This is a genomic window from Flavobacterium ginsengiterrae (assembly GCF_039539785.1).
GTDB classification, from domain to species: Bacteria; Bacteroidota; Bacteroidia; order Flavobacteriales; family Flavobacteriaceae; genus Flavobacterium; species Flavobacterium ginsengiterrae.
Map to the genome: position 1 here is coordinate 646635 of NZ_BAABDU010000006.1, position 14567 is coordinate 661201.

The 14567-nt window shown below is 36.8% G+C and carries 6 protein-coding genes; 4 read left to right on the top strand and 2 right to left on the bottom strand.

The window, feature by feature from the left end:
* Positions 1–71: 71 nt before the first annotated feature.
* On the bottom strand, positions 72–9176 hold the full coding sequence (locus tag ABD859_RS19005) for an HYR-like domain-containing protein (RefSeq protein ID WP_345146211.1): 9105 nt from the start codon (positions 9174–9176) through the stop codon (positions 72–74).
* 38 nt (positions 9177–9214) lie between these two features.
* Entirely contained in the window at positions 9215–9763 is a 549-nt protein-coding gene (locus ABD859_RS19010; RefSeq protein WP_345146212.1) for a hypothetical protein, read from the bottom strand.
* A 498-nt stretch (positions 9764–10261) separates the two neighbouring features.
* On the opposite strand from ABD859_RS19010, the gene ABD859_RS19015 reads away from it, so the two are divergent.
* From ABD859_RS19015 to ABD859_RS19030, 4 genes are all read left to right on the top strand, one after another.
* Complete coding sequence (locus ABD859_RS19015) at positions 10262–10747, top strand: SixA phosphatase family protein (protein WP_345146213.1); 486 nt, start codon at positions 10262–10264, stop codon at positions 10745–10747.
* A gap of 5 nt (positions 10748–10752) precedes the next feature.
* Positions 10753–12831, top strand: a complete 2079-nt coding sequence (gene ppk1 / locus ABD859_RS19020; RefSeq protein ID WP_345146214.1) for a polyphosphate kinase 1 — start codon at positions 10753–10755, stop codon at positions 12829–12831.
* A 35-nt stretch (positions 12832–12866) separates the two neighbouring features.
* Positions 12867–13757: a Ppx/GppA phosphatase family protein gene (locus tag ABD859_RS19025; protein ID WP_345146215.1), complete on the top strand. Its 891-nt coding sequence runs from the start codon at positions 12867–12869 to the stop codon at positions 13755–13757.
* Between the two features lie 77 nt (positions 13758–13834).
* Positions 13835–14395, top strand: a complete 561-nt coding sequence (locus ABD859_RS19030) for a Crp/Fnr family transcriptional regulator (RefSeq protein WP_345146216.1) — start codon at positions 13835–13837, stop codon at positions 14393–14395.
* Positions 14396–14567 lie beyond the last annotated feature (172 nt).

The following is a 14567-nucleotide window of genomic DNA, read 5'->3' on the forward strand; positions in this document are numbered from 1 at the left end:
GATGTGTATTGTTTAGTGAATATGCAATGCGTTATACGTTTTGCGTTGTACAACGCATTGCTTTTTTGTTCCTATTTGGACAGATATAAATACCCTTCTTTTTTATTGTTTTGAATAACATTGTTTCCATCTAACGATTTATAAGTCACGATGTAGAAATAGGTACCCGTTGGCAGACCATCAGATTGCTGAATAGTTGTTCTTCCTCTTGATGTTCCGTCGAAGGCATTCGTAGTATTGTTGTAATTGTTGGTTTCAAATACTAATATTCCCCAGCGGTTATAAATCTCTACAGTGTTTTCTGGATAACAGGTTAAATCATCAATACCATCAATTACGAAAAAGTCATTTTTTCCGTCACCGTTTGGTGAAAAAGCATTGTGTATCAAAATACTTTGACAAGCCAATACTTTACAGTCGTCGTTTATTTCCATAGTCAGTAAAATACTTCTTGGACAGTTTTCATTAACTATTTTATATTCGAATGTATAACTGCCAAGAGCAAGACCATACGCATTAAGTATATTTCCCTGCAATGCTCTGCTGTTGCTTGTATCTAGCCAGCTTCCTGTTAAAGGAGTACCTTCTGGTAATAAATCAGATAAATTCAATAATGTTGTATCGTCGTTACAGGCTTTACTGGTAATATTTGTTGTTCCGCTTGGCAGAACTGTAATCGTTACCGTTGCAGTGTCACAGTTTTCTGAGTTTTGCTTACCGCAGATGCGATACATGTAAGTATAAGTTCCGGCAGGTGTTAAGCTTGATACCGTTACATTTCCAGATGCATCGATAGTAATGTTAGGATCTGTTTTTGCAGCATTATTGTTTTCATTCAACAGAGTAAAAGTTACCAATTCCAGTGTTGCAGGAAGCTGTCCTTTTAAGTCATTGCTTAAAACATTACCAACTAATCCAAATGTGTTGCATCCTATATTTACGTAATTGTCGTCATTGGCATTTACTTGAGAATCAAGAACGGTTACAGTTACAATTGCTGTATCACAATTTCCGGCATCGGCTTTTTCACAAATTTGATACACTAAAGTATAAGTACCTCCCGGAGCATTTGCTGCAACATCTACAGAACCGTCAGGATTTAGAGTTAAAACTCCTTTTGGATCTGGTGTTACTGTTGACAGCGTTACATCATTAGGATTTATAGCACTATTGTTTAATGTGTCGTTATTTAGAACATTTACTATATTTATTACTCCTGCCGGTCCGGTAATTGGAGTTGGAGTATCATCATTTGCCACGATTGCAAATGTTGGTCTGGCAGTACAATAAGGATCAGCCGGAGGATAATTTACAGTAATAGTTTCACTTGGATTTACTGATACTGTAACGTTAACCGTTGGACGTAGTGACTCGAAACCATCTGAGCCCTGAATCCATTTATTGTTTTCAAAAATCCAGCCCGGCCAGTCAATTCCTTTTCCGTTTTCATCTACTAAAGCTCCAGGCCATAACACTCTGCCGGAAAGAGGCAGATTTGTCATTGTAGTGATTACCGTATTTTGAGCATTGGCCCACGCAATGGTTACGCCGTTTACAGGTGTGAAGTTTACCGGAGTTACTACATAATCAATATAAGGAACATCGTTTACACAAATTGATGTGGCAGTAACCGTCATAACCGGAGCTTCAATGGTAATGGTAACCGTTGCTGTATCACAATTTGAAGTCTGATCTGCTTCGCATATTTGGTAAACCAATGTTAAAGTTCCTGTTGGAGCATTTGGCAATACATCTACAGAACCATCTGGGTTTAGTTGTAAAAACTCATTTGGTGTTACAGTTGTTATAATAACCTGAGAAGATGTTATTGGCGCGCCTTCAAGTGTGTCATTAGTAAGAACATTTATAACATTATGTGTTATGTTATTTACACCAGCTATTGGTCCCGCATTATCATCATTAGCTACTATATCCAAATACGTTTTACAGCTTACGCCGAAATCAATATCTAAGTGTATTAAATCTTCTGGTGTTACATTTACAATGTAACCACTTTCGGTTGTAGTTGAACAAACAATATGCGTTTGCGATTTACTGGTTTTTGATGTAATTTTTTTATCGGTTACAGAAGGAAGCACTTTAACTAAACCTGTAGCGCCTAATGCAGATGCCACGGCGTCAAAATTGGCTTCACGAACTAATTTGATAGTATATTCACCATACGGATTTTGACTGTTTGGTCTGTCTCTCCAGAATCCTGCAATACCAACAATTACTTCTTGGTGATAGCCATTTGGTCCGTCTATAATTACATTTGCGTTAGCTGCATTACCAAAACCGCCGGCATTCAATTCACCTGCATTTAGAGGTCCGGTATAGCTTCCGTCACCGTTTAAATCGATCCATTCCCAAAGGCTGTAATCAATTGCGCCGTTTGAATCAGGAATATTTTTGGTAACAATTCCGTCATTGTTGGCATCATACCATTCATCCTGAATTCCGTTACTGTTCGTATCATACCAAACATAATCTCCTAAAACAGGAAGTGTAGAGGCGCCATATTCAAAATCATGTTTTTGAATTTTACAATCTTCAAGTGTGGTAAAGAACAAGCTTGAATCAATAGGATATAATTGGTATGCACTATTTAAATTAGCATCCTGAACCTGAACTAAATAATTTCCTGTCGGCATGCCTGAGAAGCTGTAACTTCCGTCGGCTGCAGTTAAGTGTAATAAAACAGGACCTGTTGTTGGACTTTGCGGAATCAATGTTATAGGAACATTAGCGATTCCGGAGTGAGTATCAACATTAATTACTTGACCTGATATTTTTACAGTATAACTTGGCTCTGTAATAGTTACCGTTGCTGTTGCAGTACAGTTTTGATTTTCATTTACAGGAGATGATGCAGTAAGCGTATAAGTTCCGGCAGGTAAATTGGTATTACCAACCACTTCGTTTTTATCATTTGTGATAACAACTGTTGAACCTGGACTGCTGGTTACTAAAATTGAACCGTCTTTACCTCCAAGACACGTAGTATTTGTCGCAATACCGCTTACAGTAACTTTATTTTCAACTGTAAAAGTCTGAACTAATTCAGTTTTATTACCTGCGCAGTCTGCCAGCGTATAAGTTCTTGTTAAGATGTAAGGACTTCCTTGACAGCCGCTTCCTTCGTTGTTGGTATCAGATATTGTAATAGAAACATTTGAACTGCAATTATCAGCAGCATCTTTTATATCCTGTACATTTCCGGCTGGTATTTCGGTAATACTCTGCAAGTCTGCAACATCAGAAGGTGCAGTTCCTGTAGGAGCCGTTGTATCTCTTACTGTAATAATTTGAGTGTGAGAAACGGTGTTTCCAGAACAGTCACTTGTTTTCCAATTACGGGTCAGAGTATAATTTGAAGCGCATTCGTTTTGAATATCACTTTTTGTTTCAGTATATACAATTGGTAAATTTCCGTTGCAGTTATCAGAAGCTTCCATATTAGCAGGTTGAGGAACTGCATCGCAAGAAACAGTTATATCGGCAGGAAGTTCTCCAATAAAAGTTGGTGAGCTGGTATCCTGAATAGTAATTACCTGAGTAAAAGTATCCGAAGTATTACCGCAGTCATCTTTTACAGTCCAGGTATTGGTGTAAGTTCCGGCATTACCACAACCTGCAGAAGCCATAAACTGACCGCTTACTTTTGTAATATTGCTTACATCAGCATCGCATAAATCAGTAGCTTTTGGAAATAAGGCTTGCGCCGATGCCAATCCTGTTGTATCACTGCATTCTAAAGTTACGTTTAGAGAACCATTTTGAGTTGTCCAAGTCGGTGCAGTAGTATCCTGAATTGTGATTACCTGAGTAAAAGTATCCGAAGTATTACCGCAGTCATCTTTTACAGTCCAGGTATTGGTATAAGTTCCGGCATTGCCACAACCTGCAGAAGCCATAAACTGACCGCTTATTTTTGTAATGCTGCTTACATCAGCATCACATAAGTCAGAAGCTGTTGGAAATAAGGCTTGCGCCGATGCCAATCCTGTTGTATCGCTACATTCTAAAGTTACGTTTAAAGAACCATTCTGAGTTGTCCAAGTCGGTGCAGTAGTATCCTGAATTGTGATTACCTGAGTAAAAGTATCCGAAGTATTGCCGCAGTCATCTTTTACTGTCCAGGTGTTGGTATAAGTTCCGGCATTGCCACAACCTTCAGAAGCCATAAACTGACCGCTTATTTTTGTAAGGTTGCTTACATCAGCATCACATAAGTCAGAAGCTGTTGGAAATAAGGCTTGCGCCGATGCCAATCCTGTTGTATCACTGCATTCTAAAGTTACGTTTAAAGAACCATTCTGAGTTGTCCAAGTCGGTGCAGTAGTATCCTGAATTGTGATTACCTGAGTAAAAGTATCCGAAGTATTGTCGCAGTCATCTTTTACAGTCCAGGTGTTGGTGTAAGTTCCGGCATTGTTGCATCCTTCAGAAGCCATAAACTGACCGCTTATTTTTGTAAGGTTGCTTACATCAGCATCACATAAGTCAGAAGCTGTTGGAAATAAGGCTTGCGCCGATGCTAAACCAGAGCTATCACTGCATTCTAAAGTTACGTTTAGAGAACCAGTTTGCGTTGTCCAAGTCGGTGCAGTAGTATCCTGAATTGTGATTACCTGAGTAAAAGTATCCGAAGTATTACCGCAGTCATCTTTTACTGTCCATGTATTGGTGTAAGTTCCTGCATTACTGCATCCTTCAGAAGCCATAAACTGACCGCTTACTTTTGTAATGCTGCTTACATCAGCATCGCATAAATCAGAAGCTGTTGGAAATAAAGCTTGCGCCGATGTTAAACCAGAGCTATCACTGCATTCTAAAGTTACATTTAGCGAACCATTCTGAGTTGTCCAAGTCGGTGCAGTAGTATCCTGAATTGTGATTACCTGAGTAAAAGTATCCGAAGTATTGCCGCAGTCATCTTTTACTGTCCAGGTGTTGGTATATGTTCCGGCATTGCCACAACCTGCAGAAGCCATAAACTGACCGCTTACTTTTGTGATATTTGTTAAATCAATATCACAGGCGCCTGAAGCAGTTGGGAATAAAGCCTGTACCGAAACAAGAGCTTGTTGATCGCTGCATTCAATAGTTCTATTTAAAGAACCAGATTGAGTTGTCCAAGTTGGAATGCTAGTGTCTTGTATTGTAATTACCTGTGTGAAAATAGTTGAAGTATTGTTACAGATATCTTTTGCAATCCAAGTATTAGTGTATGTTCCAGAATTAGCACAAGAGCCTACAGAAAAAACGCCGCTTGTTTTAGTATACGTTACAGTTCCTCCACAATTGTCAGAAGCGACAGGTGCCTGATTCTGCGCAGCAGTTAATCCCGCTGTATCACTGCATTGTAAAGTTACATTTAGAGAGTTTGCAGCAGTTGTCCAAGTCGGTGCTGTGTTATCTTGAATGGTGATTACCTGCGTAAAAATCGTTGAAGTATTATTACAAATGTCTTTTGCAGTCCAGGTATTAGTATAAGTTCCAGAATTTGAACAAGAGCCGGCAGAAAAACTTCCTGAGATTTTTGTATACGTTACAGTTCCTCCGCAATTGTCAGAAGCGACTGGAGCCTGATTTTGCGCAGCAGTTAATCCCGAAATATCACTGCACTGCAAAGTTACATTTAGAGAATTTGGTGCAGTTGTCCAAGTTGGCGCTGTGTTATCTTGAATGGTGATTACCTGCGTAAAAACTGTTGAAGTATTACTGCAGATATCCTTTGCAGTCCAAGTGTTGGTATATGTTCCTGAGTTAGGACAAGTTCCCGCTGAAAAGCTTCCTGAAGTTTTAGTGTAAGTTACGGTTCCTCCGCAGTTGTCAGTTGCAACAGGCGTCTGATTCTGCGCAGCAGTTAATCCAGAAGTGTCACTGCACTGCAAAGTCACATTTAAGGCGTTTGCTACGGTTGTCCAAGTTGGTGCAGTTGTATCCTGAATTGTAATTACCTGAGTAAAAACTGTTGAGGTATTATTGCAGATATCTTTCGCAGTCCAGATATTAGTGTAAGTTCCAGAGTTGGCACAAGAACCAGCAGAAAAAGATCCGCTTATTTTTGTGTACGTTACTGTTCCACCGCAGTTATCAGAAGCAACTGGAGCCTGATTTTGCGCAGCAGTTAGTCCCGCTGTATCGCTGCACTGTAAAGTTACATTCAATGCATTTGCAGCAGTTGTCCAAGTCGGTGCAGTTGTATCCTGAATCGTAATTACCTGCGTAAAAACTGTTGAAGTATTGTTGCAGATATCTTTTGCAGTCCAGGTATTAGTATAAGTTCCAGAATTAGCACAAGTTCCGGCAGAAAAACTTCCTGAGGTTTTAGTATACGTTACAGTTCCGCCACAATTATCAGTTGCAATCGGCGCTTGATTCTGTGCAGCAGTTAATCCAGAAGTATCACTGCATTGTAAAGTGACATTTAGAGCATTTGGTGCTGTTGTCCAAGTCGGCGCTGTTGTATCTTGAATTGTAATTACCTGCGTAAAAACTGTTGAAGTATTATTGCAGATATCTTTTGCAGTCCAGGTATTAGTATAAGTTCCAGAGTTAGCACAAGTTCCTGCAGAAAAGCTTCCTGAGATTTTAGTATACGTTACAGTTCCTCCGCAGTTATCAGATGCAATTGGAGCCTGATTTTGCGCAGCAGTTAATCCCGCTGTATCACTGCACTGTAAAGTTACATTCAATGCATTTGCAGCAGTTGTCCAAGTTGGCGCTGTATTATCTTGAATGGTGATTACCTGCGTAAAAACTGTTGAAGTATTATTGCAGACATCTTTCGCAGTCCAAGTGTTGGTATACGTTCCAGAATTAGCACAACTGCCTACAGAAAAAGCACCGCTCGTTTTAGTATACGTTACTGTTCCTCCGCAGTTATCAGAAGCAGAAGGCGCTTGATTCTGCGCAGCAGTTAGTCCCGCTGTATCACTGCACTGTAAAGTTACATTCAATGCATTTGCAGCAGTAGTCCAAGTCGGTACCGTTGTATCCTGAATCGTAATTACCTGCGTAAAAATTGCTGAAGTATTATTGCAGATATCTTTTGCAGTCCAAGTATTAGTGTAAGTTCCAGAGTTAGCACAAGTTCCTGCAGAAAAGCTTCCTGAGGTTTTAGTATACGTTACAGTTCCTCCGCAGTTATCTGTTGCAGTTGGAGCTTGATTCTGCGCAGCAGTTAGTCCCGCTGTATCACTGCACTGTAAAGTTACATTCAATGCATTTGCAGCAGTAGTCCAAGTTGGAACCGTTGTATCCTGAATTGTAATTACCTGCGTAAAAACTGTTGAAGTATTATTGCAGACATCTTTTGCAGTCCAAGTGTTGGTGTAAGTTCCAGAGTTGGCACAAGTTCCTGCAGAAAAACTTCCTGAGATTTTTGTATACGTTACAGTTCCTCCGCAATTATCAGATGCAATCGGCGTTTGATTCTGTGCGGCAGTTAGTCCCGCTGTATCACTGCATTGTAAAGTTACATTTAGAGAGTTTGCTGCGGTTGTCCAAGTAGGAGCCGTTGTGTCTTGAATGCCAATTGTTTGTATCGCAGTAACATTTCCGCAGCTTGTAGTAACCTTAAAAGTTCGGGTAACTACGGTTGGACATGTTCCTGTAGAAGTATCAGAATAAGATATTGTATAACTTCCAATTGAACCGCTGTTTGATAATGATCCTCCCGCACTATTTAATTGAGCAAGTGTTATATTAGTACTTGCAGCGCTATACGGAAGCCCAGTTATTGCTGCAGTACTGCATCCGGAAATAGAGGCATTTGCAGGAGCGACTAATGCTGCAGCCGGACTTATAGAAACAGTAGAATCTGCCGAAGTTAATTCGCAGTTTGTAGTGCCATTTTTAACCTTCACTTTATAAACACCACTTGCAGTTGCTGTAAGAGTTGCAGAAGTCTGACCGGAAATTACAACATTATCTTTATACCAAACATAACTTGGCGAAGCGGCATTTGTAGTTGCTGTTAAAGTAGTAGAACCACACGCTGTTAAAGCTCCAGTAATTACCGGCGGGCACGGAACAAAATAACTCGGACTCGTTATTGCTTTTGAATCATTAGCACAAGTTGAATTTTGATAATTCAGCGTTGATGTGCTGACTGTTTGGTTTCCGCAAGCGCTTCCCGTTGGAGTCAGCTGATAATTTAAAGTGATCGTTTCAGAATTTAAAAAATCAGTATTCCAGGTAATCACTTGTCCGGATAACGAAGCAGTTCCCTTACTTGTGGTAATGGCACTTATCGTAAAACCAGGAATAATAGTTTCTTTTGCAACCAAACTTTGAGCTACCCATGAAATCTGAGTTGCAATCTGATTATAAATTGCAGTTAAATTGGCACCACTTTGCGTAATATAAGCAGCACTTCCCTGAATATTATCTAAAGTATATTTAGCAATATTCTGGTCGCTGTTGTTGGTATTTATATTACCGCTGATACCTCCAAATAACCCCACAGAAAAAACCTGATTATTATATACAACACTAGATTTGGTGGTCGTTTTGGCATTCGCAGCCGCATTTATGGCATCAGTAACGCATTGCGATGTTTTGCTTACATTACAACTTGTATTACCGCTGGTTCCGGTAACGTTGGCAATTCCATCAGTAAGTAAAATTATGGCTCTTGCAGTGCTGCAGTCAAAACGGCCGTTGGTTTCTAATTCAGTTTCAGATCGCACAATTCCAGCATAAATATTTGTAGAATTAGTAGCCTGTAAAGCATTTATCTGATTTGTGATTTGAGTTACGCCTGTAGCATTCAAATACGTCAGTCCAATTTTTAAACTGGCAGTAGTGCTGTAGGCAACAATAGCAATTCGGTTTTGAGGATTTGCTTTTGCCTGATTCAAAAAAGCCAGAGCAGCATCTTTGGCATAATCCATCGAAGTTTTAAAATCTCCCGAAATCGTATTACCCATACTTCCGGATATATCGATTGCCAGAATCACATCCGAATTTCGGGTAATTGGATTAGCGCCTGTAATATCTACTTTTACATTCACAATTCCGCAGTTACTGGCATTTGCTGTTACTGTTTTGTTAGTAGTTATAGTTTGTGCGAATCCAATTGAAGAGGAAAGAAGTAATACAACGAATTGTATTTTTTTTATATCTCGTAAAAAATTGTTTAAAAAAAGTAATAGTTTTTCCATTTTAAATCATTTTAAGGGAATACTTGATATATTTTATTTTAATCATTAACCGGATTAATGATGTAAGTGTGCAAAACAGTATCAGCAGTATAGCTGGAACAGTTTGTAGAAGTCGCGGTAATCTGATTACAAGACCATTTTTGCGGCGAAGTGCCGGCAGGAACCGTGATGTGAACATAAAAATTTACGGATTGTCCTGCATTTAGAGTTAGTTCACTTATTGAGTTTCTTTCTGAGTTTATAAATTCGGTTTTGATGGTTACATTTCCAGATGTTGAACTTCCGTCGGTATTGGTGCAGGAAGCATTAATATTCCTAGAACTTAAAACAAAAGTATCTGTTGAGGAACTGTTGTTTGTTAGAACCATTGAGTAATATGTTCCATCGAGAGGAGTGCTCCTGATATTTCCATTATTTTCAACAATCAAAGATGCGTTGCACGAACCAGATTGTGCTAATGAAATTGTAGTTGTTAAAAGGAAGTATAAGATCAATAATTTTTTCTTAAAAATATTCCTAAGAGAAAATATGAACTTACAATTATTAACAAATTTCACCGCTTTTTCAAGATTTAATGTAGTTCTCATAATTTAGGATTTTTGTTAGTGGTATTTCTCAAATTTTAACAGAATCAAAATTATATTAGAGTTTTTCTAATTAAATTTTTTTATCTGTAACTAACCTAAAAACTCGTTTAACTACTCTTTTTTTGTTAAAAATTGACTCAAAAAAATATTTTTTTAGCTTATTTGATTAAAATTTTAGATCGATTTTTCTTTCATTTTTAATGAAAAACACAAGTATTGTTTTTGTGTAAATGATTAAAAATCAAATATTTAGTTAATTTATTGTTGATTTGTAAAAAATCGACTAAATGTATGTTTTGACAGATGAAGTACATTTTTTCTTAAAATGAGGGAATTTGATTTTTAAGATTGTTAAAATTTTGAGGATAATTAATTCTTGTTAAAATTGCCCCAGAATGTTAACAGAATTAAAAAAAAGAATACTATTAAAATTTCTTTTGTAAATTAGAACTTCAATAAAATCACACTTCTTTTTTGTGGTTTAAAAAGCTTTTGTCTATGAAAAATTTAATTTTAATACGTCATGCAAAATCAAGTTGGGAAGCTCCTTTAAAGGACTTCGACAGACCTTTACAAAAAAGAGGTATTTTAGATGCGCATGAAGTTTCTACTCATATTTCAAAATACCTTCCTAAAACTTATATCGTTTGGAGCAGTACTGCTGCACGTGCTTCAGAAACTGCTTTAATATTTGCTCAAAACATTTCGTATCCTTTAGAAAGCATAGTTTTCAAAGACGATTTATATACTTTTGATGAAAGACAATTAGAAAAGGTTATTAAATCGTGTGATAATAGTTTCGAAAGCGTTATTCTTTTCGGACATAACGAGGCTATTACAAATTTTGTTAATAAATTTGGAGATGTTTTTATCGATAATGTTCCAACTTCCGGCTTTGTATCACTGCAATTTGATTCAGAAAGCTGGGAATCAATCAATAAAGGCAAAACCAACAAAACTATATTCCCCAAAGACTTAAAATAATTACAGTGTACGAACAAAAATATATCGATAGAGAAAAAAGCTGGTTAGCGTTTAATGCAAGAGTACTTCAGGAAGCGGCAGATAATACCGTTCCTCTTTTAGACAGACTGCGTTTTGTTGGAATTTTTTCAAACAACTTAGATGAGTTTTTTAGAGTTCGATATGCTGCAATTAGAAGATTAAGCCTTTCAGGAATTTCCGGAGAAAAATATTTAGGAGGAATCTCTGCGCACCAATTAATTAAGGATATTACCGAAATCGTAATTCAGCAGCAATCTGAAAGTTTACGTATTTTAGGTAATATTGAAAGCGAACTGGAAGCCGAAAATATATTTATTATAAACGAAGACCAGATAACACCAAAACAGGAATGCTTTCTAAAAGACTTTTTCATGCAGAAATTAAGTCCTGAACTGGTGACTATTATTTTGAATGATCTGGCTGTTTTTCCTGTTTTAAAAGATACCGCAGGATATTTAGCCGTTCGTCTTGAACTAAAAAATGATGAGGTTCGTTACGCTTTAATTGAAATTCCTAAAACTATCAACAGATTTGTTGTACTTCCATCTGACGATGAAAAACAATACGTAATTCTGATTGATGACGTAATTCGTTTAAAACTAAAAAACATCTTTAATATTTTTGATTATAAAAGTGTTTCGGCACATATGATTAAAATTACAAGAGATGCACAGTTAGATATCGATAGTGATTTGAGTAAAAGTATGCTCGAAAAAATCGCTACTTCTGTAAAAGACCGCCGAATTGGAGAACCTGTTCGTTTTATTTACGATAGTTTGATTGAAGATGATACTTTAAAGTTCTTCTTAGATAAAATGAAAATCGTCGAAACCGACAGTATAATCCCGGGAGGAAGATACCATAACAGACGTGATTATATGGATTTTCCAAATCTTGGGCGTTACGATCTGCTTTATAAACCAAATGAACCTCTTCCGGTTCCGGGTTTAAGCCTTGACGGAAGTATTTTGGAAAAAATCAGTAAAAAAGATTATCTGGTACACGCACCATATCAGTCATTTGCCTATTTAACTAAGTTTTTGCGTGAAGCCGCTTTAGACCCAAAAGTAAACAGTATTAAAATTACTTTATATCGTCTGGCAAAAAATTCGCAGATTATTAGTTCGCTTATAAATGCTGCCAAAAACGGAAAAAAAGTAGTAGTGCAAATTGAGCTTCAGGCGCGTTTTGACGAAGCTTCGAATATTTCCTACGCAGAGCAGATGCAAACCGAAGGAATCGAACTTATTTTTGGAATCAAAGGTCTAAAAGTACATAGTAAAATATGTGTTATAGAAAGAACCGAAGATGGAAAAAATCGTCGTTACGGATTTATTTCAACAGGAAACTTCAACGAATCGACCGCTAAAATTTATACAGATGTAACCCTTTTTACCTGTCATCAGGGAATTTTAAAAGATACATCTAAAATATTCGAATTCTTCGATATTAATTACAGAGTACACAGATACAAGCATTTAATAGTATCGCCGCATTATACAAGAACAAAGTTCGTAAAATTAATAGATAGAGAAATCCTTCACGCTTTAGCCGGAAGAAAAACATTTATTAAGTTAAAAATGAATAGTTTATCTGATTTTAAAATGATCGATAAATTATACGAAGCGAGCAATGCCGGAGTAAAAATTCAGCTGCAGGTTAGAGGAATATGCTCTTTAATTCCGGGAATTCCCGGAATGAGCGAAAACATCGAAGCCATAAGTATTGTCGATAATTATCTGGAACACTCGCGAGTATATATTTTTGGTAATGCCGGTTTAAACGAAGTATACATTTCGTCTGCCGATTTTATGACCAGAAACCTTGACGGCAGAGTAGAAGTTACCTGTCCAATTTACGATCACGAAATCAAAAAAGAATTAATCGACAATTTTAATATTGCCTGGAAAGGAAACGTAAAAGTAAGATATCATTCATATAAACTGGATAATAAATATAAGCCTCGAAATCATCATGCCCCATTTAGAGCACAATTTGAAACCTATAAATATTATCAAAACAAAGTTGCATTACTGGAAGAGGTTCCTCAAAAAGTAAACTAAATAATTAAAATTCAATTACAAATCATATAGTGAGCATGATTAATATAAGGAAATTTGCAGCGATAGATATTGGTTCAAATGCCATGAGGCTTCTAATATCGAACGTTGTAGAACAAGATGGAAAAGAACCGCAGTTTAACAAAAGTTCCCTTGTCCGCGTGCCAATACGTTTGGGGCAGGACGCCTTTACTGTAGGTGAAATTTCACCGGAAAACATAGACCGAATGGTTGATGCTATGAAAGCATTTAACCTTTTGATGAAAGTACATAAAGTAGAACGCTACATGGCGTTTGCAACTTCGGCAATGCGTGAAGCATACAATGCCAAAGAAGTTGTAGCATTAATAAAGAAAAAAGCCGACATAAAAATCGAGATCATAGACGGTAAAAAAGAAGCTGCAATTATTGCTTCTACAGATTTACATCATTTAATAAAATCAGACGAAACCTATCTTTTTGTTGACGTTGGAGGTGGAAGCACCGAGTTTACTCTTTTCTCTTCTGGAAAAATGATTACGTCAAGATCGTTCAAAGCAGGAACGGTCCGTCTGTTAAATAATATGGTACATGACGTTGTTTGGGATGAAATCGAAAAATGGATTAAAACCAACACAGCAGATTACGAAGAAGTAACGCTAATTGGATCTGGAGGAAACATTAATAAATTGTTTAAAATGTCCGGAAAACAACAGGAAAAACCGCTTTCGTACATTTATATTAATTCGCAATATGCCTTTTTAAATTCATTGACTTATGAGCAGAGAATTTCAGAATTAGGATTGAATTCTGACCGTGCCGACGTAATTATCCATGCAACACGTATTTACTTAAATGCGATGAAATGGAGTGGAGCGCGCCAGATTTATGTTCCAAAAATCGGACTTTCAGATGGTATCGTAAAAGCAATGTATTACGGGAAAATATAATTTTTTCTGCCACGAATTCACGAATTTTAATAAAGCTTACTAAAAATACGTGAATTCGTGGCTAAAAATTTACCATAATGAAAACCATTTTTCAGTCCATTCAGGATTTTTCTTCTGCCGAATTATCTCTTTTAGATGATTTAATAACTTTTCGCACGCTTAAAAAAGGAGAACTTTTATTGACTGAAAATGAAGTTTGTAATGAAATTGTTTTTATAGAAAAAGGAATTCTCCGTTCCTTTTTTGTGAATCACAAAGGAGACGAAATTACCAATTGTTTTGCCTTCGAAAATGAATTTATGGCTTCTTTTGCCAGTTTTATTACAGAAGAAAAAGCCGAAGAAAATATTCAGGCTTTAGCCAATACAAAACTTCAGATTCTAAATAAAAAAGCACTCAAAAAACTATACGAGTCCGGTTTTAAATGGCAGGAAACAGGAAGAAAACTGACTGAATTAGAATTTGTAAATCTTCATAAAAGAATGGTTTCTTTTCAAAAATTATCCGGTGCACAACGCTATCAGGAATTGTATGAAAATCATCAAAAATATCTTCAGTTAATTCCGCTTCAATATTTAGCATCTTATTTAGGAATCACGCCAAGACATTTAAGCAGAATTAGAAAAGCTGTTGTTTAAAATTATTTTTTTTCTCACAGATTAAGCAGATCTTTTATCTGCTTATGAATTAGTAGATTTTTGAGTATGATGATCAGCTTAATCTGCGGGAAAAATAAAAAGCTAGTTTACGGTTTTTTAGGACATTTGTCCAGTAAAAAGAGGACATCAAAAAGTATTTTTGAAAAAACTT